This is a genomic window from Bradyrhizobium diazoefficiens, assembly GCF_016616885.1.
GTDB classification, from domain to species: Bacteria; Pseudomonadota; Alphaproteobacteria; order Rhizobiales; family Xanthobacteraceae; genus Bradyrhizobium; species Bradyrhizobium diazoefficiens_F.
The window spans coordinates 2,287,489-2,313,400 of sequence record NZ_CP067102.1; the positions used below are offsets into that span (position 1 = coordinate 2,287,489).

General features: G+C 60.2%; 19 protein-coding genes. 6 read left to right on the top strand and 13 right to left on the bottom strand.

From position 1 onward, the window contains the following. Positions 1 to 27: 27 nt before the first annotated feature. Complete coding sequence (locus JJC00_RS10345) at positions 28 to 762, bottom strand: metallophosphoesterase family protein (protein ID WP_200472471.1); 735 nt, start codon at positions 760 to 762, stop codon at positions 28 to 30. 167 nt (positions 763 to 929) lie between these two features. Then, positions 930 to 1,208, bottom strand: a complete 279-nt coding sequence (locus JJC00_RS10350) for a hypothetical protein (RefSeq protein WP_200472472.1) — start codon at positions 1,206 to 1,208, stop codon at positions 930 to 932. A gap of 344 nt (positions 1,209 to 1,552) precedes the next feature. Here JJC00_RS10350 and JJC00_RS10355 point away from each other — a divergent pair, with 344 nt between their 5' ends. Next, positions 1,553 to 2,977, top strand: coding sequence for an undecaprenyl-phosphate glucose phosphotransferase (locus JJC00_RS10355; protein WP_246774163.1), 1,425 nt, complete (start codon positions 1,553 to 1,555; stop codon positions 2,975 to 2,977). A gap of 110 nt (positions 2,978 to 3,087) precedes the next feature. Here JJC00_RS10355 and JJC00_RS10360 read toward each other — a convergent pair whose 3' ends face one another. The 6 genes from JJC00_RS10360 to JJC00_RS10385 form a co-directional block, all read right to left on the bottom strand. Next, positions 3,088 to 3,879, bottom strand: coding sequence for a hypothetical protein (locus JJC00_RS10360; protein ID WP_200472473.1), 792 nt, complete (start codon positions 3,877 to 3,879; stop codon positions 3,088 to 3,090). Then, a complete protein-coding gene (locus JJC00_RS10365; protein ID WP_200472474.1) occupies positions 3,863 to 6,109 on the bottom strand; it encodes a polysaccharide biosynthesis tyrosine autokinase in 2,247 nt (748 codons plus the stop codon). The genes JJC00_RS10360 and JJC00_RS10365 overlap by 17 nt, the downstream gene beginning before the upstream one ends. A 27-nt stretch (positions 6,110 to 6,136) precedes the next feature. Next, positions 6,137 to 6,757, bottom strand: coding sequence for a hypothetical protein (locus tag JJC00_RS10370; RefSeq protein WP_200472475.1), 621 nt, complete (start codon positions 6,755 to 6,757; stop codon positions 6,137 to 6,139). Positions 6,758 to 6,977: 220 nt separating this feature from the next. Further along, complete coding sequence (locus JJC00_RS10375) at positions 6,978 to 7,481, bottom strand: transglutaminase-like cysteine peptidase (RefSeq protein WP_246774164.1); 504 nt, start codon at positions 7,479 to 7,481, stop codon at positions 6,978 to 6,980. A 289-nt stretch (positions 7,482 to 7,770) separates the two neighbouring features. Then, positions 7,771 to 8,361, bottom strand: coding sequence for a hypothetical protein (locus JJC00_RS10380; protein ID WP_246774271.1), 591 nt, complete (start codon positions 8,359 to 8,361; stop codon positions 7,771 to 7,773). A 116-nt stretch (positions 8,362 to 8,477) separates the two neighbouring features. Then, positions 8,478 to 9,833, bottom strand: coding sequence for an O-antigen ligase family protein (locus tag JJC00_RS10385; protein WP_200472476.1), 1,356 nt, complete (start codon positions 9,831 to 9,833; stop codon positions 8,478 to 8,480). Between the two features lie 377 nt (positions 9,834 to 10,210). Between JJC00_RS10385 and JJC00_RS10390 the strand changes: the two genes are divergently transcribed. The 4 genes from JJC00_RS10390 to JJC00_RS10405 are packed head-to-tail and all read left to right on the top strand — an operon-like array spanning position 10,211 to position 14,980. Next, positions 10,211 to 11,425 carry an acyltransferase family protein gene (locus JJC00_RS10390; RefSeq protein WP_246774165.1) on the top strand — a complete coding sequence of 405 codons (1,215 nt, stop codon included), beginning with the start codon at positions 10,211 to 10,213 and terminating at the stop codon, positions 11,423 to 11,425. Between the two features lie 12 nt (positions 11,426 to 11,437). Continuing rightward, positions 11,438 to 12,763: a hypothetical protein gene (locus JJC00_RS10395; RefSeq protein ID WP_200472478.1), complete on the top strand. Its 1,326-nt coding sequence runs from the start codon at positions 11,438 to 11,440 to the stop codon at positions 12,761 to 12,763. A gap of 16 nt (positions 12,764 to 12,779) precedes the next feature. After that, entirely contained in the window at positions 12,780 to 13,892 is a 1,113-nt protein-coding gene (locus tag JJC00_RS10400; protein ID WP_246774166.1) for an acyltransferase family protein, read from the top strand. Next, complete coding sequence (locus JJC00_RS10405) at positions 13,889 to 14,980, top strand: acyltransferase family protein (RefSeq protein WP_200472479.1); 1,092 nt, start codon at positions 13,889 to 13,891, stop codon at positions 14,978 to 14,980. Before JJC00_RS10400 ends, JJC00_RS10405 begins: the two co-directional genes overlap by 4 nt. Before the next feature lie 5 nt (positions 14,981 to 14,985). Here JJC00_RS10405 and JJC00_RS10410 read toward each other — a convergent pair whose 3' ends face one another. From JJC00_RS10410 to JJC00_RS10425, 4 genes are all read right to left on the bottom strand, one after another. Beyond that, on the bottom strand, positions 14,986 to 16,332 hold the full coding sequence (locus JJC00_RS10410; RefSeq protein WP_200472480.1) for an acyltransferase family protein: 1,347 nt from the start codon (positions 16,330 to 16,332) through the stop codon (positions 14,986 to 14,988). Positions 16,333 to 16,469: 137 nt separating this feature from the next. Continuing rightward, positions 16,470 to 17,528: an acyltransferase family protein gene (locus JJC00_RS10415; protein ID WP_200472481.1), complete on the bottom strand. Its 1,059-nt coding sequence runs from the start codon at positions 17,526 to 17,528 to the stop codon at positions 16,470 to 16,472. A 228-nt stretch (positions 17,529 to 17,756) separates the two neighbouring features. Further along, positions 17,757 to 22,367, bottom strand: a complete 4,611-nt coding sequence (locus JJC00_RS10420; RefSeq protein ID WP_200472482.1) for a beta strand repeat-containing protein — start codon at positions 22,365 to 22,367, stop codon at positions 17,757 to 17,759. Between the two features lie 269 nt (positions 22,368 to 22,636). Next, entirely contained in the window at positions 22,637 to 23,791 is a 1,155-nt protein-coding gene (locus tag JJC00_RS10425) for a glycosyltransferase (RefSeq protein ID WP_200472483.1), read from the bottom strand. Between the two features lie 204 nt (positions 23,792 to 23,995). Between JJC00_RS10425 and JJC00_RS10430 the strand changes: the two genes are divergently transcribed. Beyond that, positions 23,996 to 25,096 (top strand): glycosyl hydrolase 53 family protein, encoded by a 1,101-nt coding sequence (locus JJC00_RS10430; RefSeq protein ID WP_200472484.1) that lies wholly within the window; start codon positions 23,996 to 23,998, stop codon positions 25,094 to 25,096. A gap of 35 nt (positions 25,097 to 25,131) precedes the next feature. Here JJC00_RS10430 and JJC00_RS10435 read toward each other — a convergent pair whose 3' ends face one another. Continuing rightward, complete coding sequence (locus JJC00_RS10435; RefSeq protein ID WP_200472485.1) at positions 25,132 to 25,878, bottom strand: hypothetical protein; 747 nt, start codon at positions 25,876 to 25,878, stop codon at positions 25,132 to 25,134. Positions 25,879 to 25,912 lie beyond the last annotated feature (34 nt).

Sequence of the window (25,912 nt, forward strand, 5' to 3'; positions counted from 1 at the left end):
CGCTTCGCGCCGCGCGCAGGCGCGTCGCTAGATCGCGAGCATGCTGTTGCCCTGAATCGACAGCAGGGTCAGGTTGCCGGTCGCATACGCTCCGGTGTCGATATTGGCACGGTTCTCGAGCAGCTCGGCCTGGCGCACCGGCGTATGGCCGTGCACGACGTATTTGCCGAAACGCTTCTTGCTCTGGAGAAATTCGTCCCTGATCCACAGCAGATCCTGCTCCCGCTGCTCGGATAGGGGGATTCCCGGACGAACGCCGGCATGCACGAAGAAGAAGTCGCCGCATGTGAATGTCGGCCGCAACTGGCGCAGGAACGCAATGTGCTGCGGCGGCATCGCGGAGGTGAGCTCGCGCACGAGATCGGACTGTTCGTCCTTGCTGAGATCGGGCGTTGCCGAGATTCCGTAGGACATCAAGGTCTGGAGGCCGCCGAACTGAAACCAGTCGGCGGTGCGCGAGGGATCATCCAGCACCGAGGTGAAATAGGCCTCGTGATTGCCCTTGAGAAAGACCGTGTTGCGGCGGCGGCTGCGGTCGATCAGCAGATCGAGGGTGTGACGCGAGTCCGGTCCGCGATCGATGTAGTCGCCGAGAAAGACCTCGATCGCGCGATAGGGTCGGCTATTTGCCATGTCCGCATCGATGACGGCGAACATTTGCTCGAGCAGATGCGCGCAGCCGTGGATGTCACTGAGTGCGTAGATCCGCACGCCGTTCGGCAGCTTCGGCCGGGGCGGGTTCTGAGTCGGGATTGTGACCATGGGGTCCAACTCTTTCAGAGAGCTTCGCCCGGGATGTCAATATGCTATCGACGAATTCGGGCCGGCACGAGCGGCTTTTTTGTCCACGCCAAGTGAACGCCGGTTCGTGCGGCTGTCCTCTCACCCGTGCGGTCCGATGAGGCGTCGATTTGCGGCGCTTGGTGCACTCAGCCGAAGCTGCGGCTGTCGAACGACGGTGAAGCCTTGGTGCGATTCGCCGCCGCACGCATGCGAAGCAGAAGGGCGCCACAGAGATAGCCAAGCTGGAGCACGGCGGCAAAGACAATGACCATAACGACAATGTGAGCCGGGCCCTGTCCCTGCCATGCAGAGACGGCGCCGATCATCGCTCCGCCCAGCACGATCGCCGGAGGCAGAATGAAAATCCGGAATCGGCCGCCGAGCAACGATCCGATCAGCAGACTGAAAATGGCGACGGTACTCACGGCACAACTCCCAAGAAACTGCCATGAGTGTTAATGGCGCCGGCCTAAGGTCGGCTTAAGCAACAGGGTTGAACAATCGTTCAAATGCGCGCGCAACAATGTATAAATTTAGAATGATTTGATGCGAAACGCGGCGTGATGCTCAGTTGAATGTCAGGCTTGTGACGACACGTTGAGCATGCACGTATGCAGCTGCCGCATTGCAGAAAATAGATTTGATCTTTTAGGTGCGGTGCCGCATTGTTGCTTTGTTTAGTTAAGAGATTGCCGAACGCGCACCGTAAATTAAATCGACTGCTTGCAACTCGGCGGTTGCGAGTGCGTGACGAGGCAGCGAGGTTCGGATGGCTGTAGCAACTTATGGTTCGGAAAACTATTATTCGGTTGTATCGAACCGTCGCGGTGCCCTCCAACGTCCCCTCCAGCTCGCTCTGATCGCTGGCGACTTTCTTGCGCTCCTGCTGAGCTATTTCGCGGCGACTGGTCTGTATCGCCTGCTCGTTGCCGAGCAGGATTCGTCGGTCGGTGCAGGTCTCGTGGTCGCCGCCGTGTTCGTGACGATCTCCTACTTCCAGGGCGTCTACGATCATCATCGTCTTCTCAACACGGTCTGGCAGCTTCGCAAGACGCTTGCAATCTGGGCCGTCTCGCTGACCATTCTCGCGGTCGAGGCGTTCCTGCTCAAATCGTCGGCGGATCTGTCGCGGGGAACCACGCTGCTATTTGCTGCGACCGGTGGTGTTGCTCTCGGTGGCCTCCGGGGGCTGTGGCGCATCGCGCTGAACTCGAGCTATGCCAGAGGCCGCCTGGTCGACCGCAAGGTCGTGCTGCTCAGCTTGAAGCCGCTCGATTTCACGTCGAGCCGTTTCAAAGACCTGCGCAAGCACGGCTTCAATGTCGTGCGTCATTTCGTTCTCGGGCCGTCCGAGGATGGCTCGGGCTGGGATCACGAGATTCGCGACGTCGTGCGTCAGGCGCGTGCGGCCGATGTCGAGGAATATCTTTTGGTCATCGACTGGGACGAGATGCCGCTGCTCCAGAGACTGAGCCAGCACCTGCGCGTGGTTCCCCAGCCGATTCGCCTTTTGCCGGACTTTCCGATCGCCGATCTCGTCTCACGGCCGTTCCAGCCGGTCAGCGGCACGGTTGCCATCGAGATCCAGCGTGCGCCGCTCACTGTGTTCGAGCGGGCGCAGAAGCGCTGCCTGGATATCGGCCTTGCCTCGTTTGCCCTGTTGCTGCTGGCACCGCTGCTGATGACGGCAGCGATCATGATCAAGCTCGACTCGATCGGCAATGTGATCTTCAAGCAGTCCCGCCGCGGGTTCAACGGCAAGCCGTTCCAGATCTGGAAGTTTCGTTCCATGACGGTGGCGGAGAATGGCCACACCGTGACGCAGGCGACTAAGTCTGACGTCCGGGTCACCCGCGTCGGTCGCGTGCTGCGACGGACCAGCATCGACGAGTTGCCGCAACTCTGGAACGTCCTGCGCGGTGAGATGTCGTTGGTCGGACCGCGGCCGCATGCGCTCGCGCATGACAATTATTACGACCAGCTGATCAGCAACTACGTGTATCGGCACCACATGAAGCCGGGCCTGACCGGTTGGGCCCAGGTCAACGGTTTCCGCGGCGAGACGCCGACCATCGACCTGATGGAGAAGCGGGTCGAGTACGATGTCTGGTACGTCAGCAATTGGAGCATCTGGCTGGACATCAGGATCATCCTGAAGACCGCTCTGGCGCTGGTCCATCAGGAGGCCTACTGAGAAGCGCGGGCCTCTGTCCGTCGGCGGCAGAGACATTTTCCTTGGCATCGATCATCAGCTAACGCGGCGCTCCGGTCCGCGCGCTATCGGTGAAGCAGGGAAACCGCCGGCTAATTCTCGAGCAAGTAGCGCGGACGGTCGTCTGCCGGATAGCACCGATGCTGGATCTTTCCTCCGGCGTCCCGGACGAGATACCAGAAAGCCAATTTCTCCCGTTCGGACACGTCGCAGGTCAGATCGAGAAGTCTGCCGCGTGCCGACGCCGGGGATTTGACGTAGAGCGCGGCGGCGCTGGGATACAGCCGGTCGTGGAAGACGTCGTTGAAATCCTGTACCGCAGCGTCCGTCAACGCCGTGGGCAGCGCGTCGAATGCCCGGAAGGCGAGAGGCACGCGCATCATTTGCAGCCAGACCTCATGCGGTGCCAGGCGGTAGGATTGGCCGAGAAGCGCGACGGTTCTGGACGTTAGTCCGTCCTGGCGCGAGCCAGCCCAGAACGCCCCCAGCCATCCGAGCGACTCGGTCGGAGCGCATCCCATCAGGATCTTGCTCATCCGCTGGACGGCATCAACATCCGCATCCGCCTGTGTCAGGTCGGTGCTGCGGACGGTGATGTCGGCGGCCGACAATTGCAGGACCAGCAACTCCCGAAGCACCTTTGGTTCGCACTGGTGCTGAGCGGCCGGCAGGTTCGCCGCCACGATGCGCCTCAGCAACGGCGCGTCATAGCTCTCGCCTGCGGCGATTTGCCGGGCAACCCGCGATACCGTGGGATCGGTCAGATAGGAGAGGGTCGATACGCCCCACGCCAGGGCGAAGGCCGCCAGCAAACAATTGGCGGCGCGCGCGAGCCAGCGCGGGCGACGAGATGCGCCGGCGTCGCCTTTAGGCTCCCTCGACATAGTACGCGTTGTAGTGCGAGCCTTTGTAGCCCTCGATGCGCTTCAGCATCTTCGGGTTTGCACCGTTGAGAACGGTGCCCAGCACCTTCTTCTGGATGCCTTCGGAGCTCGACATCGATTCCTGCAGAGCCGTACGCGTCGTGCGGCCCCATTCGATGACATAGACGTAGGCGTCAATGAGGTGGCTGATAGCCTTGGCATCGGTCACCGGCATCACAGGCGCCAGATCGATGACGATGTAGTCGTATTCGTTACGCAGCAGCGCCAACAAATCGGCCATCGCCTTCGAGGCCATGATGTCGGCGGAGTTCACCATGCGCGTAACGGCGAAGGAGGGCAGGAAATCCAGCCCGGTCTCCGCGCTGCGCCGGATGTGATGTCCAACCGATTGCGGATTCTTGAGAGCCTCGAGCAACCCGCTCTTGGCGGTCGGGTCGAGCTCCTTGGTCAGCGAGCGCGTATGGAGGTCGCCGTCGATCAGCAGCACGCGCTTGCCGGTGAATGCGGTGAGGTGCGCGAAGTTGGCGGAAACCGTGGTCTTCCCTTCCTTCGGAAGCGAGGACACGATGCCGATGATCTTCACCTCCCGAGACAGGCGGGCGAGATCGATCGAGACCTTGATGTTGCGCATGGTCTCAGCATAGCGCGAGAAGGGATGGTCGATGACGTAGCGGGACAGCTGGCCGCTGGCCTCGACCGGTGTGCCATCGTGCGATCGCGATCCTCGCGCCTTCGGCAAGCCCATCGCCTTGGCGCCAATGGCCGGAAGCACCCCGAGACATTTGACGCCGATCTCGTCCTCGACCTCGGTCGGAGAGCGCAGGACGTCGCTCAGCATCTCCCGGGCAAAAGCGGCGCCCAGGCCAAAGCAGAGACCGCCGAAAAGGGCGCCGATCAGGGAGAGCACCGTCTTCGGGGAGCTCTTGCGGTCCGGCTTCACAGCGGTGCTGATGATGCGGGATTCGCTGATCGGAAAGCTCTGGTTCTGCATTGCCTGCTGCTGCTTCTCGAGGAAGCTGTTGTACAGGTTGCGGTAGGTGTCGGCCGCGCTCTCGAGGTCGCGCAGCTTCACCTGTGCCTGTCCGGTATTGCCGGCCTGGCTGACCAGATTCTTGAGGTTTTCCTCCAGCGAGGTCTCGCGGCTCTTGGCGATTTCGTAATCGCTGCGATAGGCATCGCCGATACGCTTGACTTCGTCCGCGATCGACTTGCGCAGCTCTTCCATGCGGTTGGCGAGATTGACCGAGGCCTGGTGGGTCTTGCCGTAGCGGGCCGACCAATCGGAATACTGCGCCGACAGATCGAGATATTGAGCGCGCAGGCGAGTGATCACGGGATTGTTCAGCGCGTCGGTGACCGTCGGCTGGGCAAGATCCTTGTCGCTGATCGCCTCGATGCGGTCGAGCCGTGCCTTGGCCTCGGAGGTGGCCGCGCGCGCCTGGATGAGCTGCGTGTTCACGTCGGTGAGCTGCTGTTCGTTCATCAGGCCGCGGCTGGTACCGACGATATTGTTCTGGCTCTTGAAGGTCTGCACGGCGCGATCGCTGGCGGTCGCCTGCTCGCGCAGCTCGGCGCTGCGCTGCTGCAGCCATTCGCTGGCGCGCTTGGTGGACTGATACTTCGCGTCGAGAGCGCCCACGATATAGGCATCGGCGATCTCGTTGGCGATCTGGGCCGCCTTGTCGGGGTCCCGTGAACGGAAGCTGGCCGACAAGACGTAGGTCGTCAGCAGGCGCTCGACCTTGAGGTTGTTCTCAACCGCGGCGACCGTGCCGCGTTCAATGCGTTCCTTCGAGGCAGGCCCGTCGGATCCGAACAGTCCGATGACCTTCCCGATAATGGCGGGCAGCAGGCCCGGATCCGAGCCGTTGAACTCGGGATCAGCCGTCAGATTCATGCGACGGACGACGGACCGGATCAGGTCGTCCGAGGTGATGATCTCGACCTGGCTGTCGACGAAGCCGGGGTCGATCAGCGCGGAGACGCCGGTGTCCTTGTCGAGCACCTGGGTCTGGCGGGTGTCCATCAGGATGCGCGTGTTCGCCGTGTACATCGGCGTCGCGGTCAGGAGGTAAACGAGAACGAGTGCGAGGGCACCGCCGATGATCGCTGTGATCAGCGGCCACTGCCGCCGCAGGATTCCCAGCACGCGTTCGACGCTCAGCGTCGCCCCTGCCAGTTCGAGCGCGGATCTCTCGTGCAGCTGAAACTGCTCTCTGGGCTGGTACATCTGAATGTTCATCAAACTGACATGAGGTTATTGGGGAAGCGGTGGAGCGTCGAACGGATCGGCGATGTTTGTCTGCCACTCTCCGGTCATTAAAGCGCTGGCGCTTCCAGCCGACTTATCGGGCGACCGCGGTGGTGCATTTCCGATGGGGTGGGACGCGGCCGAATTCGGGTCGAATTCCACGGCCTCCAGCTCCGCTGAGTAGCCGGAGCTCACGGCCGAGTCTGCCAGCTTTCGTACGAACTCACTGATCTTCTGCGAGGTTTCAGGCTTGCGAGGCAAACACATCAGCTGTGCTCGGCGCAAGGCTGCGCCGATCGCGTTGCGATCGGCGCCAGCCGACTCGCTGACCAGATCGCGCACCCTGGGCAGGACAGAGATGTCAGTGACGATATAGGCGGCGAGGCGGCCGGCGAGCTTGCTTCGATCATTGCGAACCTCGCGCAACAGCGATGCAGGCTCCATTTGAAAGCCTTGCAGGGCGGCTGCAGGCACGCGGTTCGCCTGATCGACGCATTGAGCTTCGCACCGGCCACCGAGGCAGACAGCAATCAGCAGTGCCAATGCGATCACCAGGCGGAAACCGCTCGCGGAGCGATCGACAGATTGTCGTCGTTGAGGCAGGGTCAAACCATCCATTGCGTTCATTCAAATCGCCGCAAGACTTCGCTCAAACCGAGTGTCGCGCTTAACTATGTCAAATTCTTGTGCGGTGCAAAATATAGTCTGAAACCCCAGAAATTCATAGCAAATTTCACAATGCGGGGATGACCTGTTTTGAACAGAGGATACGACGACGCCCGCGGCGAGAGCCGCGGGCGTCGATCTACAGGATCAGCTTAAGAAGTGGGATCCGAAGGTGCAACGATCAGAGCGACGAACCGGAAAGGGAAGCGAAGCGCTTCTCGCGAAGCTTGCGTCCATGATCGCCGATGTTCACCCAGAAGCGCGGGTTGGCACCGGACTGCATCGAAATCCATTCGTAGCCGAGCGAATTCCAGGGGCGAACGTCCGAGGACAGATTGTCCAGCACCACGTCGCCATCGGAAAGCCGTGCCACCAGCACCAAGTGGCCCTGTCCGCCGTCGATCCGCACAACCGCAAGACGCAAGGCCGCCTGCGGCCATCCCATCGCGATCAGTTGGTGTCGCTTGGTGACCGCGTAGTCGTTGCAGTCACCTGCTGACGGCGAGACGGTCCAGTTTGCGGTCACCGGATCCGTCGGCTTGCGCATCGGCGCAATGGATTCGTTGACCGAGATATTCACCTGACGAAGAATCACCATGGCGGTGCCGGCAGGTGGCAATGTGCGCTCGCTGGTGTCGGTGCCGCATTCCGCCTCGTTTTTCATGCAGAACTTGACGAAGTTCATCGGCGCAAGTGCGTTGTCGAACTCTTCGATGAACGAAGCTCCGGCCGGACGCTGTGCGCTATCCGATTCGGCCTTCGCAGTGTTGCCGGCGCAGGCGATGAGGGCTGCGAGCAACGGCGCGTACAACAGTTTCATGTCATCCCCCGTTATCCGTCTGACGCAACAGGTCTCGCACAAAGCTTTTAGAGCGAGGTTCCCCGAACCTCTAAAATTGCATGCAATTGGCCGGCCACGTGTGCGCGTGGCCGGCTTAGTTAATCAATGCGCTGAGTTTGATTTCGTTCCGGGACTAGCGTGACGGGCTGGTGGCCGTGAGCGACGATGTTCCGGTTGACGCCGCGAACAGGGTCGTCGTTGTCGACTGAGAGGCAGCGCCTGCTCCGGCGGTGAACGAGGGGGGCGGAGCCGGACTGATCGCGCCGCCCGCGCTCGGAGTTGATGTCGTCCCCTGTCCGCCACCTGCGGTCGTATCGCCGTTGGCGTCCGCGCCGGTGATGGCCTCGGTCGGGATGTCACCGGTGATGCTCGTGAATGACTGGATCAGCCCGGGCTTGTCGGACTTCAACGCGACCTCTTGGATCTGCTGGGCGAACTGAGGCTGCGTCAGCACACAGACTGCTGCGGCGGTGCCCATTCCTGCGCCAATCGCGCGGCCCTGATCATCCGAGCTCGCCTTGGCGAGCGAGGCCATGCCTTCCAGACTCTCTGGCCGATTGGTCAGGAGATCGCGAATCTGTGCGGCGAGGCCGCCCTGGCCGTCCTTGAACTGGTCAAGAAGAGCCTCTGGATTACCGAGGAACTGGGTTGCCCGTTCCGATGGGACTGCTGGATTTGGAACGCAGCCGCTCTGTGCTGCAAAAGTCGACGTCGCTGCCGTCATCGCGAGCAAGGCAGCCCCGAGCCCCACTAATTTATGCATTCGACTCCCCAGCCATGCAATCAAATAAATGCAATCGAATAAATTCGACTTAACATATTGCCAAAACCGCAATGACGCTACTTTTTTTGCTCGGATGAGGGCCTGCTTTGTGCCAGCCCGCAGCCGGTGATCGCGGCAAAAAACACGCCGAAGCCTGGAATCTGCAACGAGAAATCGATGCTCGTATGCAGGAAGCTAAGCGTCGCCACACTTGCACCGATAATCGGTATGTAGCGGTCGCGCCGCCGATGCAAGCTGCCATTTAACAAATGGTAAAGATACCAGAGACATGTGACTATAATCAAACAAGCCGCGGGAAGGCCGAGCTCGACTGCAAGCTCGAGCGGTGTACTGTGCGCGCGGTCCCAGACTCCGAGACTGCCGAGTGAATCCGGCCGGTAGGCCGGAAATGCGCTCTCGAAGTTTCCGTAGCCGATCCCAAGCAGCGGATGCTCCTGGATCATGGTCAGTACGGTGCGATACATCGTGAACCGCTGTTCATCCACGAGGCCGTAAGACAGGATTCGCCCCGCCACTGCGCCGCCGACGAGCTGAAACAGGAGCAGCGCTGCCACTGCGATTCCTGCGAGCCAGCCCCAGCGGCGCAGCTTGCCGATGCGCAGTGGTGCGAAGAAGAGGGCGGTCGCCATAAAGATGGTCAGGATCAGCAGCAGGAGCCCCGCGCGCGAGCCTGTCATCGCCGTCGCAACCAGGCAGACGACAAAGCCGCCTCCCAGCGCCACGGGGGAGGACAGATAGTACGCGATCCGCGCGGTCATTCGTCGCGAAGGCGGTCGGCTCGGCCGATCCTGGCGATAGATGAAGCGCAGCAATGGCATCAGAAACAGCAGGGCAGAGCTCGCGAAGAAGGTGGCAGCCGTGTTTCTGTTGACGAATGTGCCCGTGACGAAGCCGATATAGGCCTCCTTGCGGCGGAACAGGAGCGAGGTCGGATCGCCGATCCCTGCGAGGATTCCGTAGAGTGCGTAGGCGAGCCCCGTCCAGGCGAGGATGCGCAGCAGCTGCCGCGCGTCCTCCGCGTCGGTGGCGATGTAGACGGCGCGTGTGAAGGCAAGCACAAACAACAGCGGATAGCCGAATGCGAGCCATGGGCCGTTGGCGGTGACTGAGACGCGGCCGGGCAGATCTACTCCCACCACGCATCGCGCCACCGCCCATGCTGCATCGACCTCGTGAAGGGGTGAATTCGGCCATAACTGAACCGTGATCACGGCCGCGACGACAACGAGAACGGCGAACAGCGGCAGCAACAGGTAGAAATCATCGAGCATCGCGCTGCGCAGGTCGGCGGTGGCGAGGCTGAACGCGAGCAGCATCGTCCAGATGCAGATCCAGACCGTCTCGGCGGAGCCGAACGGCAGCGGGGACAGCACGAACACCCCGATCGCCGCAAACCGCGAAGCCTTGTACAAGATCAACTCCCGAGAGCCGCGCCGCGGCTCCGCCTTTCAATCCCAATCTCGGTGCTCTTTTGCCACATTCGCGCCGAATGAATAGGTTAATTGCACAATCCGCGAACACGCAAAGCGAGCAGCATTAACGCAACAAAAGGTGTGTTGCGCGGTGAGCTTCTCGTTCTGCAGATGGCAAGCTGCACATCCTGGGGCACGCGGCCGCTTCATAGTGGCTTGTCGGGTGCATCGCTTGCGGCAAAAGGACCGTCGCGCCACTACTTCGGATATGCGCGACACCTCCAATCGACATGCATGCGACGAGTGCGGGCGGGACATTGTATTCACGTCGAATGTCCAGTAGAAATGCTGCACTGCAAGGTGCAAGGAAATTGCTGGTGACAGTGCCCGCTCATCGCGAAAAAGCGCATGTTCTTCCGTTGGACAGCGTCCGTGGTGTGGCTGCCGTCACCGTCGTGATTCACCACATCATTCTGATGCCGATGTTTCTTGCGGCATTGCCGTACAAGGCTTGGATCGATTGCTCGTTCTTTCGAAGCGGTTGGCTACTCGTCGATCTGTTCTTCGTCTTGAGCGGCATCGTGATGGCGCTGAGCTATGCCGAGACCGACTTTGGGCGCTTTTCTCTGTCGGATTTCATGGTGAGGCGTCTTGCACGCGTCTATCCGCTCCATTTGGTCATGCTCGTTGCACTTCTTGTGTTTCGCTTTGTCCGAATCGGCTTCGTCGCAATCGGCGTTTTGTCCAGCGACCCAGCCGCGTTCGAAGTCAACAACGCCTATTCCTTCTTGCTGAACGTGTTCCTGCTGCATTCACTGGGAATCGTGGACTATCTGAGTTGGAACGGGCCGAGCTGGAGCATCAGTGTCGAGTTCTATACCTATCTGATCTTTGGCATGTTGCTGCTGATCTCTGAAAGATTGGCCTCGATCAGATATTTCTACGTTTGCGCGATCGGTCTTGTCCTCGGCTGCTGGATCGTCGTCACGTTTGCCCTTGGAAAGTCCGATCTGCAGCTTCAAACCGACTTCGGTTTGCTGCGTTGTATCGCCAGCTTCTTCCTCGGCGTTCTCACGGCGAAGCTCGTATCGCGCCTGCCACACGAGATCAATCGCTACACACAAGGGGCGATCCAGATGATGGCCCTTGGTCTCACGCTCACCCAGGTCTCGATCGCAGAAGCCTATCCCGGTACGACGTTCGTGGCTCCGCTCACATTTGCAATCTTCTTGGGCTCGCTCCTCGCATTCCCCAACGCCGCACTGGTGCCGACGCTGCTCTCCACGAAGCCGCTCGTCTGGCTCGGACGGCGCTCTTACTCCGTCTACATGGTTCACGCCTTTGTCGTTCTCCTTGCCGAGTATTTCGCGAAGGCCCTGGGCGCACGTCCGATTGCTGCGCTCGATTCTGTTTATCCAGGGCTCGCCACGAGCATGAACCTCATTGTCGTCCTTGCCGCCGTCCTCATCCTCTCGGACTTTACGTATCGCTATGTTGAGATTCCAGGCGGCAGCTTCCTCAGGCGCGCCTTTGGCAAGGCTCCAATTTTTTCTCCATCGACGGCCGCGCCATCTGCTCGGCCGTCAAACTAGGATTTGGTCCGCATGGTAGGTCCCAGGCGCCCTGTGTTTCCGGACTTCGGCCTCAACCTCGAAGCCATCGCGCTGACTGCGTATATCTTTCGCGATGCGTTCGGCGGCGTCGTGCGGTATTACACGACGATCTTGCACGTCGGAGCGCTTTGGTTCCTGCCGGACGTGATCGCGATGCTCTGCATCTTCTTGTTCGTTAATCGCTGCATCATTAGGAACAGAAGCATTCTGGCGATTCTCGTTCTGCTCCAGATCGTCCTTTCGCTAGGCATCGGCTACTTCTTCCTGGGCACGGTGAACGCCCTGTCATCGTCATTCAAGATGATCCTTCCTGTTTTCGTTGGCTTCTCGTTCTGCGATTCCGATCTGTCGTCGTACAAGAAGCTATTGGCTATCTTCACAGGCGTATTCTACGCTTCGGTTATCGGCGTGATATTGTCCAAATACTGGACGATGCCGTGGACCGGATTCAAATACGAGTCGTTCGGCGCCGTTCGCGAAGCGGGGCGCTTGTGGTGGGCGGCTGCGGAGCAGCGGCTGTCCGGGTTTGCGTCCGACAACACGATGGCGGGCTTCTTTATTCTAATTTGCTTTGTTACGACGTCGATCCGGCGAAGCACCCTTTGGTGTGTGGTTTGCGGGTCGATTGCGATTTACGCGATCAAATTGACCACGAGCAAGACGACGATGTTGGTGCTCGCCTTCTATCTTTTTGTGCTGTTGATTGTGCGGATGCTGCCTGACCGAATGAAGTTTTCCGCGGTCAGGACGCTCGCGATATCGTCCTTTGCCGCGATCCTCGCGCCGGCTACCCTCATCCTGCTTGCCTCGGGAACTGCGGTCGGCAACAAGAGCCTGCTGTTCAGTATCATGGATCGAATCAACAATAGCTGGCAGTTGCCGTTCGTCTACATGAGCGAGCTGATGCCAATCGGCTACATCACCGGATGTGGCATCGGTTGCTTCAATTACCCGCAGCAGCTGTTCTCGAATCTCGCGTCTTATTGGGTACCGGTCGACAATTTTTATGTCGGAACCTACCTGATGTTTGGATTTCCGTTCGTCATCTTTATGTGGATAGTGTTTCGTTCCGCATTCTTCGTTACGGACATTTACAAGCTATCGCTGATCTTTACCGTTAATCTCTTCACGATCACCGTGCTGAACTATGGTCCGGCAACAGGGCTGTTGATCATTGCGCTCAGCTTTAGCGATGTCTTCTCGCGACGTGTATCTGTGGCGCTTCAAGAGCCCTCGCGGCGCCCAAGCATGGTGCGTGCGGGCCTGTCGGACGAGGGGCCCGGTCTTGCGCCAAGTCTGCCGCGATCGGCAACGTGAGCCACCGGTAAAAGGAATGAAGATGCATAAACGATTGGCCTTCGTTGACACACTTCGCGGCATCGCCGTGCTGGCAGTCGTACTGCAGCACGCTCTAGAGCAGATCGTGCTCAATCAGCCAACCGGGAGCTATTATTGGGCGTTTCACTATGCGCTTGGAGAATATTTCAACTTCGGTCGATTTGGCGTGGTGCTGTTCTTCTTCGTCAGCGGCTTCGTGATTCCCTACAGCTTTCCGAACAGTGCCGCGCCCGTTCGGGATTTCGCTGTCAGTCGCTTTTTTCGTCTCTACCCGGCGTACTGGTTGTCGATCGTTCTTCTACTGGTTCTCTCTCCCACCCTTGAGGGAAAATCTTTCCCGCTGTTGCATGTCGCGGCCAATGCCACCATGTTTCAGATGTTCATGGGTTTTCCCAACATCAGGATCGCTTATTGGACACTCGCGGTAGAGCTGATTTTCTATGTCAGCTGTATTTGCCTGTTCGCGAGCGGCTTTCTCGCACGTCGCTTGACTGCGTTCCAAATCGTCATCGCAATCTGCGTCGTAGGAATCGTTGCGTTTCCAGTCATCAAGATTCATGCCGTTTGGGGTGTGCTTGAGCTGGCGCTCGATTTGACGGCAATGTTTTTCGGCAAGGTGATCCGCGATACCGTCATGGAAGGCAAGCTCAGTTGGCGCCATGTCGGAATCTGTGCTGTTCTCTATGTGATCTTTGCTGCGGGCGTTGCGTACAGGCGTTACGGCGTCGACTACCAGGAGAATTTTTTCTGCGCTTACGGCATGGGCGCCGCCTACATTCTGGCGGCCTGCGTATTCATTGGCTTCGCGGCCCTCGGCGAGAAAGCCGCCTGGCGCTCCATGTCCTTTGTCGGGATGATCAGTTATTCGGTCTACCTGATGGGATCGTTTGCCATGATCGTCATCTTCTACTTTTTTGGCGCGGGGAACGGCCCCTTGCAGTGGTTCCTCTTTGCTGCCGCAGTCGTCACCGCTTCGATCCTTGTCAGTTGGTTGACCTATCTGACGGTCGAAAAGCCCTGCATCAGTTTCGGGCATCGTTTCCGTTCCCCGCGAGGCCTTGCTTCGGTTTCGCTCCAGCCGTCCCTGCGCAGTCAGGTGGCAGAGTGACAGTACCGGCGCCCGCGTCTTATGCCGAGACGGGCGGCGGTTTTGTGCCATCCATTCAGGGCCTTCGCGGCGTCGCAGCGATTAGCGTTCTGATTGACCATTTCTGCGACATGCCGAAAGGCGGTGTCTACGACATCCCCAATCCGGGATTTTTGCCGCCGATCTGGCCTTGGCTGCAATCGGTCATCAACTCGGGCGGGCACGGCGTGGAACTGTTTTTCATGATCAGTGGCTTTCTGATCCCCGCGAGCCTGGTGCGGCACGGATCGATCGGAAAGTTCATGTATGATCGCGTTCTGCGCATCATGCCGGTCTTCGTCGTGCTGCATCTGGCGCTGTTCGTGGCCGGCCCGATCGTCGGATACAAGTTCTTCCGGGGCATGGACCTGCCGACCTATCTCCAGGCGTTCTTCGCCAATTTGTTCTTCGTCCAGGACGCGATCGGGCTTCCGATCGCCCAGCAAAACGCCTGGACGCTGACCTACGAATGGGCGTTCTATATCCTGTTCGCATTGTGCTTCGGTGCCGTCGCGGGACTGAAGAGCTGGTTGCTTGCGGCGCCACTAATCCTTCTCGGCTTTCTTTGCATCCTGCATTGGCCGATCACTGCCTTCTTCGTGATCGGCATGTTGTTCAGCGCGACCAATCTGCGCTTTCGGACGCGCGGAGCCGCAGGCGTCGTTGCCGGGCTCGCCTGTTTTGCCGCCATGTATGCCGCCCTCGACGTGCTGCCGTTTGCTGCGCTGATTCCGGGCTTTCTGCTATTCGGAATGGTGTTGGCGATAGGATCGGGAATGTCCGGTCTGTTCAGCCTGACGCCGCTGCAGTACCTCGGCAAGATTAGCTACAGCCTCTATCTCGTTCACCCGTTCGTGCTGTTCCCATTGCAGGTCATCGGGCTGAAGCTGGTCGATCGCGGTGTCGATCGCTGGCTGTTATGGAGCGGGTTCGTGATCTTTGGGCTGGCGCTCGCCTTGATCGCAAGCTCGCTCAGCTACGAGATCATCGAGGTACGCCTGCGCCGGTTCATCGATGGGACGCTCCGACACATCTTCGCACGGAAAATGGCGCAGAGCCGGGCGGCCTGATCGCGTCAAGCGGGCCTCTGGTAGAACCGGCGCAGCCGCAGCGCCGGTTTTTCAATGACGTTCCAGGAGAAGGCCGCAAAGCCGAGTGTCAGCGCGATGACAATCGGCAGGATCATCGCCAGCGAGAGGTGGTGATCCGGCCCCAGCACGCGCTGGAAGATGTCGATCGTCGCCTGCGTGATCGGGAAGCCGTAGAGGTAGATGCCGTAGGAGAGATCCTGGGTGAACAGGCGATCGAATGCCTTGAAGCTCTGCATGCCGATGTAGACCGTGCAATAGGTCAGGAAGATCCCGGCAAGCGGCAGCAGAACGTTGAGCCACATGATCGCCGCGTAGCAGAGCGCCGACGCCGCAAAGATCGTCCAGTGGATCGGCACGTATCTGGCGTGCAGGCGGAACAACATGCCGAAGAAGAACATGAAGACGAGGTACCACCCGGCGAGCCGCGTCGAATCGGATCGGACGTTGAAGGTCGCGGGATCGACGAGGTAAGCGACCAGTTCGACGAGGAGCGCTGCGCCCACCAGGAGCGTGATCCAGCGGATCTTTCGCGACTCACCAGAGATCATGCGCGCAAGCAGGAGCGCGAAGGCGAAGACGTAGCACCAGAGCTCCCAGGGCAGGGTCCAGAGATTGGCGTTGACCATCTCCGGCCAGGGATTGTGCAGGAACAGGCCCGGCAGCTCGAACGTGACGTGACCGACGATGTTGCCGAAATAGCGGTAGAACTGGTACTCGGCCAAATATTGCGACAGCGGCAATTGCGTCAGCAGCGGCCCGACCACCAGCGCGCAGAGCGTCACCTCGACGCTGAGCGCCGGGACGATCCGCAACACGCGGTTGATGAAGAACGTCTTGAGATCCGGGTTCTTGATGGCGCTGCCAGTGACCAGGAAGCCGCTGAGCGCAAAGAACATCCCGACGAGCGCGATCAGCCCTGGCCGAAGCAATTCCTGGATGATTTCGGACGCATGGAGGTGGCTGAAGGACAGCGCGGTCAGTCCGCCCATCTTGTCAAAGGCCGCGGCGCCGGGGTCCCTGAGGATATAGACGGCCATGCCAGGTTCATCGAGCTTCTTGACGAAGGCGGCCCCGGCGAACAGGCCGGCGACAGCGACTCTGCAGTGATGCGACAGGATAATCAGCGACAGCAGATGCCGCATCATGTTGAAGCCCGGTCCGAGACCCTTGTTCCTCGCCAAAATGCTTTCCGCGGTTTCCTGCCGCGCCAGGCCAGACTGGATGGTGTCGGGCAGCCGCCAGAGGCGCGTCGGAGCGGAGGGACGCTCGCGGCCGAGGGCGCCCGGCAACGAAACGGTTGCGAGCTCTGCGTCTCGATCCGGTTGCGACATGCTCGTCAGCCTTTCGTACGCCGGTTTTGGCGGCATCAGCGGATGCCACGGAGTTGAAGCCAATTCATAGCCAATTCATGGCCGTGAGGCCGCATTGGCATAGCATCGAATTGCGGCGTTCGCCCAATCGATCGCCGCTATGCGACAATCGAGCGGCGGCGTCCGAGCCTACGGCAATAGGCAATGAGCGGTTGCTCGACATACCAGTGGATCAGGATCCCGGCGAGGACCGACGCGATCACGGCAACGATGACGAACAGCGCGGTCGGCAATGGATTGTGGAGACGCGCGGATATCTGAATCAGCACGACCGCAGTCGCGGCGTGGGTGAGGTAGATTGAATAGGAGGCATCGCCGAGCAGCATGCCGAGGGAATGCAGCGATCCCGGCTTTTCCGTCGAAACGACGCCGAGCCAGACGACGATCGTCGCGAACAGCGTCCACCACAGGGCGCGGAGGGCGTTGTCTTCCGACAGTGTCGCCCCGACAAGGGCGGTTGCCAGGATGGTCGCAGCGAGTGTGAGCAGGAACGCCACCGGGAATCGGCTCTGCACGAGAGGATGCCCCTTCAGCCACAGCAGGCCCAGCGCGAAACCCATGCCGAACTGAAGGTTGGGCATCATGATGTTGCCGTAACCGACCACGGTCGCAAGCGCGAGGCCTGAACTTTCGGGCTGCAGCAGTTCCGGCCACGCCAGCAGGTGAGACGCCGCGTACCACGCCAGCGGCGCAAGGAACCAGGCGGCCAGCACATATGAAAGAGGGCGCGGCCGCAGCATGGTGAATGCAAACAGGATGTAGAAAATGAACTCGTGCCTGAGCGTCCAGACCACGTGGGGCCGCAGCTCTCCGATCGGCCAGAGCGCCATGGCTCGCAGGCCGGGGAGAAGATCGATCTTCGCCGTGCCGGCCATCGACAGCAGGTTGTACCCGATCACGCATACCCACATGAAGGGAATGATGCGCACGAAGCGCCGGACGAAGAATTCCGCGCGCGTGCTGCGGATCGTCCCGAATGAAACAATCGTGATGATAAAGCCGCTGATGACGAAGAAGATTGCGACGCCGAACAGGCCGGTTTCGGCGAGCGCGAAGGGGCTCTCGCCGTAAGACGGCGGCAGGCTGACCAGCCAGTTGACGTGCCAGATCACCACCAGAATGGCTGCAAAACCGCGCAAGTATTGAATTCCCGGCACGATCCCGCCCCTGGGGGACCGCGCACCCTCGATATCCGTCAATGTCGCCTCAATGCCGCGCTGGTGCTCGATTTTACCGATCGCATCAGTGATCGGTCAAATCCTGATTTTTTGGCGCGACGATGATGGATGAGGCAATGCCGCAGCGATAAAGCGGCCGCATGTAGGCGTGCCGCCGATCCCGGATGCGTGCGGCGAGGGGCCCCGCCGCACGCTATCCCGGCTCGATCAGACGAACAGGAAGTCGCCGCTGGTCACGTTCGCGGCAACGACGTTCTTCAGCAGGATGGTGTCGTTCGCCGTGACGTGGATCAGGGTATCGGCACCGGACTGGCTGAGCTGGAGATGGCTGTAGTCGGCGGCCATCAGCTTGGCGATCGCGACCGTGTCGTGGCCCGTCGCCGATCCGGCGTGGAAGCCGTTGACCGTGTCGTTGCCGCCGCTGAAGGAGATCGTGGTCGATCCGACGCCGGCCGCCGCGAAGATGTCGTTTCCGGTGCCGCCGGCAAGCGTGATGCCCGCGACCTTGGCCGACGTGTTATGCGTTCCGTCCGAGTTCTGGATGTCGACATAAGCCAGGTTGCCGGCCGTGTTGTAGGAGTCGTGCTCCGTGTTGGTCGCGTTGAAGTAGAAATTGTCGTGCGTCCCGTCGGCGTTGTTGACGTACATCTTCGCCTTGACGCCATCCGTGTAAACCGTCGTCGCGTTCGAGCCGTCCGTATTCTGGACGTAGTCGCTGGCGATCTTGCCGCTCGAATAGGTCTGGGTATCCTTCGAGCCGTCGGCATTCGCGATGTAGACCGAAGTCTTGACCCCACCGCTGAAGTTGGTCGTCGTGGTGTCGCCGTTGGCCTTCGCCACCGTCTGGGTCACGCTGCCGGTCGTATCGTAGGTGGACGACAGGGTCGAGCCGTCGGTGTAGTTCTGCACCTCGGTCGTCTTGTGGCCCGTGCTGTCGTACAGGTCCGTCGTGACGCTGCCGTCCGAGTTGACGACCTTGGTGTATTGCAGGCTGCCGTCGGCGTGCAGATCGGTGATCGACGTGATGGTGCCGTCCGCCTTGCTCTGCTGGATCTCGGTCGTATAGGCCTTGCCGGTGACGTTGAAGAACGTGTTGGTGTGCGTGCCGTCGGCATGCGTCTCGTAGGTCGCGGTCTTGATGTCGTTGCTGTAGACCGTCGTTGCCGACGAGCCGTCGGTCTTCTGGATCAGCGTGCTGGTCAGGTGACCGGACGTGTAGAGATCGGACTCCTTCGAGCCGTCGGCGTTGGTGATGTAGACCGACGTCTTGACGCCGCTGCTGAAGTTGGTCGTCGTGGAATTGCCGCTGTCCTTCGTCACCGTCTGCGTGACCGCGCCTGCCGTATCGTAGGTGGACGTCAGCGTCGAGCCATCGGCGTAGTTGACGACCTCGGTCGTCTTGTGGCCGGTGCTGTCATACTGGTCGGTGGTGATGCTGCCGTCGGCGTTGACGACCTTGGAGTACTGCAGGGTGCCGTCGGCGTGGAGGTCGGTGATCGCCGTGATGGTGCCGTCGGCCTTGGTCTTCTGGATCTCGGTCGTGTAGGCCTGGCCGGTGATGTTGTAGAAGGTATTGGTGTGGGTGCCGTCGGCGTTGGTGACATACACCTTCGATTTCACGCCGCTGGCGAACACCGTCATGCTCGACGACCCGTCGGTCTTCTGGACGAGATCGCTGGCGATCACGCCGGCTGTGAACAGCTTGGTTTCCTTGGTGCCGTCGGCGGTGGTGATGTAGATCGAGGTCTGGACGCCGGCGCTGAGGTTGGTGGTCGTGGTGGTGCCGTTGGTTGCCTTGGCCACGGTCCGTGTCACGACGCCTGAAGTATTGTAGGTCGTCGTGAGGCTCGATCCGTCGGCGTAGTTGTGCACCTCCGTGATCTTCTGGCCCGCTGTGTTGTAGAGGCCAGTGGTGGTGCCTCCGTCCGCATTGGTGATCTTGGTGTACTGCGTCGTGCCGTCGGCATGCAGATTGGTGAAGGCGGTCACCGTTCCGTCGGCCTTGGTGGTCTGGATCTGTGTCGTATAGGCCTGGCCGGTGATATTGTAGAAGGTGTTGGTGTGGGTGCCGTCGGCGTTGGTGACATACACCTTCGATTTCACGCCGCTCACATAGACCGTCATCGTCGACGATCCATCGGTCTTCTGGACGAGATCGCTGGCGATCACGCCGGCCGCAAACAGCTTGGTTTCCTTGGTGCCGTCGGCGCTGGTGATGTAGACCGAGGTCTGAACGCCGGCGCTGAGGTTGGTGGTCGTGGTGGTGCCGTTGACTGCCTTGGAAACCGTCTGCGTCGCGACCCCTGATGTGTTGTAGGTCGTGGTCAGGCTCGAACCGTCCGCGTAGTTCTGGACAGCGGTGATTCTCTGGCCGGCGGTGTTGTAGAGGCCGGTGGTGGTGCCGCCGTCCGCATTGGTGACCTTGGTATACTGCGTCGTGCCGTCGGCATGCAGTTGCGTGATGGTGACCACCGTTCCGTCGGCCTTGGTCGTCTGGATCTGCGTCGTGTAGGCCTGACCGGTGATGTTGTAGAAGGTGTTGGTGTGGGTGCCGTCGGCGTGGGTGGCATACACCTTGGATTTGACGCCGTTGGCATAGACCGTCATCGTCGACGATCCGTCGGTGTTCTGCACGGAATCGCTGGCGATCTGCCCCGCCGTATACAGCTTGGCTTCCTTGGTGCCGTCGGCGCTGGTGATGTAGACAGATGCCAGCACGCCGGCGCTGTAGTTCGTCGTCGTGCTTGCACCGCTGGCAGCCTTCGCGACGGTCTGCGTCACCGCGCCGGTGGTGTCGTAGTTCGTGGTCAGGCGCGAACCGTCGGCATAGTTGCGCACCTCCGACGTCTTCTGGCCGGCGCTGTTGTAGAGGTCCGTGGTGGTGCTGCCGTCGGCGTTGAGCACCTTGGTGTACTGCGTCGTGCCGTCGGCGTGCAATTGGGTGATGGAAGTCATCGTTCCATCGGCCTTGGTTGTCTGGATCTGGGTCGTGTAGGCCTGCCCGGTGATGCCGTAGAACGTGTTGGTGTGCGTTCCGTCGGCATTGGTCACATAGACCTTGGACTTCAGGCCGTTTGTGTAGACCGTGGTCGTGACGGTCTTGTCGGAGGCAGCATCCGTCTCGCTCGAGATGCTGCCGTCCGAATTGTAGTTGGTGGTCTGCTTGGCGCCGTTGGCGCTGACGATCACTTCCTGCGTCTTGACGCCGGCCGCGTACAGGATCGTGTCGCTGCTCGAGTCGACGTTGACGAGCGACTTGCTGGTGATGACGCCGTTGCTGAAATTCGACGTCTGCGTTCCCGTCTGCGTGCCGGACGCGTTGAAGAACTTCGTCTCGCTCCAGCTCGACGTGGAGGTCGTGACGGAGAACGAGTAGCCGCCCTGGATCGCGGCGAGCGCGTTCCCGTAGTGCGAGATGATGTAGTTCATCGTCGACGCCGACGCGACAGCGAGCACGTGGGTGTCGGTCAGCGTGATCGACTGCAGAGCGGTGGATGCCGAGAGGTCGGCGAGTTCCGCGACAATCTGGGCGGCCGTGCCGGTGACGTCGGTGGCCTGGGCCGGGTTCGAGGCCGCACGCGACACGCCGTCGATCTCGATGATGATGGGGTGATCGCTCACGGGAATCGTGAACGAGCTGACATTGGTGAATGTCTCGATCGGGTCGGTACCGCCGGTGGGATCGTAGACCTTGATGGACTGGTGCACGCCGTCGAGCTGAACCGTGACGGTTTGGCTCGGATTGCTGATCTCGGTGTTCGTCCTCGGATCCCAGACCTTCGGCTCGGCCCAGACGACCAGATCGTAGGCGCCGTTGCTCTTGCCGAGCACCAGGCTGTTGCCGGAGTCCGGCATGTTGCTGAGCGTATAGCTCAGCGGGCTGGTCGGCTGGCCGCTGCCGGTTCCGTCGTCGTTGAGGATCGTCGTCAGATTATGGACCGCGGTGGCAGCCAGCTTGGGCGTGCCGTCGTCGTAGAACAGTCCGAAATGGCTCTGCGGATCGGTATCGCTGCTCGACGAATTGCGATCGAGCAGTTCGTAGAGATAAGTGGTGCCGACGCCGTCTTTGAAGGCGTCCATCAAGGTGTTGAGGATCGATTTTGCCTGCACCGATTCGTTCACGCCGAGATATGGCGTGGTGCTCAGCGTGGTGTAGCCGGTTTCGGTGATCACCTTGGGATCGCCGGAAGATGCCGAGCTCGCCAGATTCAGCGCTGACGCCAGCGCAGCCGCCGGCGTGGTGCCGGTGCTGACATAGGCATGCGAGTTGGCGTAGTCCGAGGACGCGCCGAGATTACCGAGTTTCGCGAAGTCCGCGGGATCGTCATAAGCGAGAGTCAGATTGTAGACAGGAAACTTCGCGAGCGACGCATCGGCCTTGATCGCGCTGTAGAGCGCCTGCTGAAATTGCGCGGCCGCCTCGATCGTCGAGCTGCCGTTATAGCTGAACGCCTGGTGATTGACCTCGTTCAGACCTTCGAGCGCGATGATGCTGCCCGGATGAGCCGCCTCGAACGCGTCGAGCGCGGCGATGTATTGCTGCAAGCCCGCGGCACCCGTCGCCGGGATCGACGATGAAGCGCCGAGATCGAATTTGTATCCGTCGTTCGCCAGACCGTCGAGCACGGGCTGTGCTCCCGGGATGTTCGTCAAACCGTCACGAAGCGTGGTGACGCCGAGATATTTGAGATCGGCTTCGACGAGTGCGAGATTGTTGTAGCTGCCCCACGCATATGAAACGTGCGTGTTGACGCCGATTGAACTTGTGAACGCGCTTGCGGAGAGAACAGTTTGGTCGCTGCTGGTGATCGTTGCCATGACTTACTCTGGTGATGCCCGCTGGTGTTGCTCCATGCGTAGCGGCAGAGTTTGTCAGTGACGTTAGAAAGAAGGCTAAAGATGTAGGTATCCGCGGCTTTTCACGGAACGAACTGCAAGTATTTTCAGCACATTGCGCGACGCTGCTTGTTCCTCACAGGAACTCGCCGCGATTGCCTAATTACGATTCACTTTGGCCCGTTATTCTACGGAATGTTCCATGACAGCGACGTGAGTCATTCGCGCAAGTGAAAACGATTCGTCGTGCGCTAATGCGCGGACGCGGTGCTCGACGGTGACGCGCCGGGCAATTGATACTCGGTTCGCCAACCGAGTCGCTGTGCGTCGCCGTCGGCGATGGCTTCGAGCAGCGGACGAAGCGCCTTTCTGGCACCACTAAGGCTGCGGTAAGCCAGGATTGCCTCGATCGCTAGCAGGCCGACATAGCTCGTACGGTTGATACGATAGACAATCGGCGAGGTCGTATACCGTTTCTCAATCAGGATCCGGTTCCGGCAGGCATAATAGAGCCGCCACGCCGGTGCGTCGGGGCTGACGAGCGCGCTGCGCGCGCTGGCGCTGGGCTTCTGGTCCCAGGATTCTTCCGCATCGTTGATGCAACCGACATCCGTCAGATAGATGGCGACGCCGGCGTCCATCAGGCGCAGCGAGTAGTCGTGGTCGTCACTATAGAGGACGAACTCCTTGTTCGGAGGCGAAACCTTCCGGACGGCGCCAATCGGCAGCAGCAGCCCGCCATAGGGCGCGGTCTCGATCCGGCGCAGATGAAACTCTCCGTAATTCTCCGGGTCTCGCTGCGCGGATCGTGCGAACCGTCGCCACAGTTTCGACGGAAGCGAGGCGAGATGAAAGTTCAGGAACGAGTTGGCGCGGATGGCCACCGCGTTCTGATCGGCGAGCAAAGCCGGATAGATGCCGCGATGCCTGCGCAATGCGCACAGTCCGATATCGTCCGTCGCGCCGAGCGCCGTATGCAGCGCGAGCAAGCGGTCCAGGAAGCCGTCCTCGCCGACATTATCGTCGTCCAGAATGAGGACGAACCCCAAATCGTCGTCTTCGAGCCGCTGGGCAGCGGCGATGCCGGCGTGAAAGCCGCCGGCCGATCCCAGATTTGAAGCGAGCCTGATGACATCGACGGGAGGTGTGGTTGCGAAATCATCAACCCTCACCGGACGGTTGCATCCATTGTCGACCACGATCACACGTTTGACCGCGGGGCTGGCCTGAACGGCAGCAACGGTCCGCCGTACCAGCTGCTCGCGTCGTCCATACGTCACGATGACACATGCGACCGAGCGCCCCGCTTCGGTCGAGCGATTGAGGACGGTCGGTGGCTTCGATTCGAGGGGAGCGTTCGACAATTTACTCTCGCTTGGCGTTAAGTCGTTCCATTCGAGCGACATTATAGATACTCAGTCGAATTGGAACGGCAATTCCTCCAGCAATTTTCGCCACAAAAGCGTGCAAACGTGTTGTTCGCTCCGACAGCGGCTGCGCTTTGCCGGTGAGGGCCTATTGTGATCATATTGTGAAGGTCGGTCGCGCAGATGTAGATGATGGTGGATCGGAAACGGATGCAGGCAATTTCTCGGGCGCACGGAGGCGCAATGTTCCTGGCATTGAAGAGAGTGTTTCTGGCTGCACTGCTGCTGGCACTCGGGCTGGTGGCATCCGTCGAGAATGCCAGTGCGGGTCCGCTCACATGGGGGGTCGACGGCCCCGACGGACGGCGCGCCGACTTGAAGGCGATCTTCGAGGTCATGCGAGCCCGCGGACTGACGCAGTACAGGGTCGCTGCAAATCTCGCGCGGGACACCGATCCGTACGAGGTCCAGATGTACCGGGACATGCTGGCGCTGGCCAAGACCTATGGCATCACGCTCAAGCCGATATTGGCGACCCCGTTTGCCTGGGGCGATCGCACCGATGGCGGCAAGTATCCGGCCGGCGACTGGAATGCGCTGTATCAGCAGGCCTATTCGAGAACTTACACCTTCGTGATCAATTTTAAGGATCAGATCAACGACTGGGAGATGGGCAACGAGATCAACCTTCTGGCGCTGGATTCCAGCGGCAAGAAGCTCTACGGCCACGGCTGGACCGCCGAGGAATTCGACATCCCGGTCATGAACGACTGGGTCGCGGTCCTCAAGGGCATGTCCGATGCGATCGACAAGATCAATCGCGAACACGGAACGCATTTGCGACGCGTGCTCAACACCACGTCGACGATGTTCGGCTTCCTCGATTTCATGGCGTCGAAGGGTGTCGGATTCGACGTCATCTCCTACCACTATTATGAATCCCTCAATCAGAATCCAAACCGCGCCTGGGGCGGCAGCAGGCAGCCCTACAATCTGTTCAAGAAGCTCGCGACGTACGGCAAGCCGGTCGTCTTCAATGAGGTCAATTGCGCGGAGATCTACAAGCCGGCCTACGAGAACGAAGCCGGCAAACCCCTCACCGAGGCATGCTACAAGAGCCTGCACGCCACGTTGAGCTTCATCGCCAAACAGGTCGACGCCGATGTCGAGAGCGTGCTGATCTACGAGTTGTTCGATGAGCCGAAGAAGGCCCCGCCGGAAAACCGCTTCGGCCTGATGTACGACCTCAACACGCCGAAGATCCCGCTCTATATGCTGTCACGGTTTGCGGGAAAGAACCTAGCGCCGCACGAGGCGGAGGAGCTGGCCAAGCGCGGAATGTAGGCGCGGCACGTGCCGCGCCTGCGGCAACATTCGGCCTAGATCCAGAGCCACGGACACACGGTGTCCAGGGCGACCCGGATGTAGAACTTCCAGATGTTGTCGGTTGCATATCCCTTGTTGTCGAGGCCGCGGATTCCGCTGACGAGCGGCACCGTCCGGAACCGTGGAACGAATTTCGACGTTCTCGGCGCGGCTTCGAAATCGTCACGCAGCGCCTTTTCGGGGAACGCGGCGGCGGAGGTCTCCTCATAGAGCTTGCATTTGCCTTGGAGATATTGGCGATAGCCGGCTTTGGTCCATGCCATCATGTACATGTCGACGACCCTTTTGGGGTAGTTGCGCATGTTGACGTAGAAGTCGAACCCTTTCGGGGTCTTCTGGATCAGCCTGGCGAGATTCAGGACAACGTAACGGCCGGTGACCTTCCAGATCGGGGTGTCGGTATCGCATTCCCTGATGAAGCGCGAATTCGCCATTGCGTGGTCGAGCAGGAACAACTCACCGTAGCCGCGGCCGTACATCTGGGGATAGTCGAGCCCCGCAAAGGAAATGAACTCGATCTTGTCGACGATGTTCAACTGCTCGGCGATGGCCTTGAGACTGGACAGATCGGATTCCGAGTTCTCGACAAAGACGATCTGGTCGATGCACTGGCCCACCAGCCGGCCGTAGAACCAGAGCGCGTCCTCGTAGTCCTTGCGGCGGAGGGCGGGATCTTTCCGGCCGAGGCTTCGCACGTCGGCTTTCGGCGTGATGGTCGCCGTCATGATCAGAATATTCATGGGTCCTTTCGATGTCATCTCATCAATCCCTCGC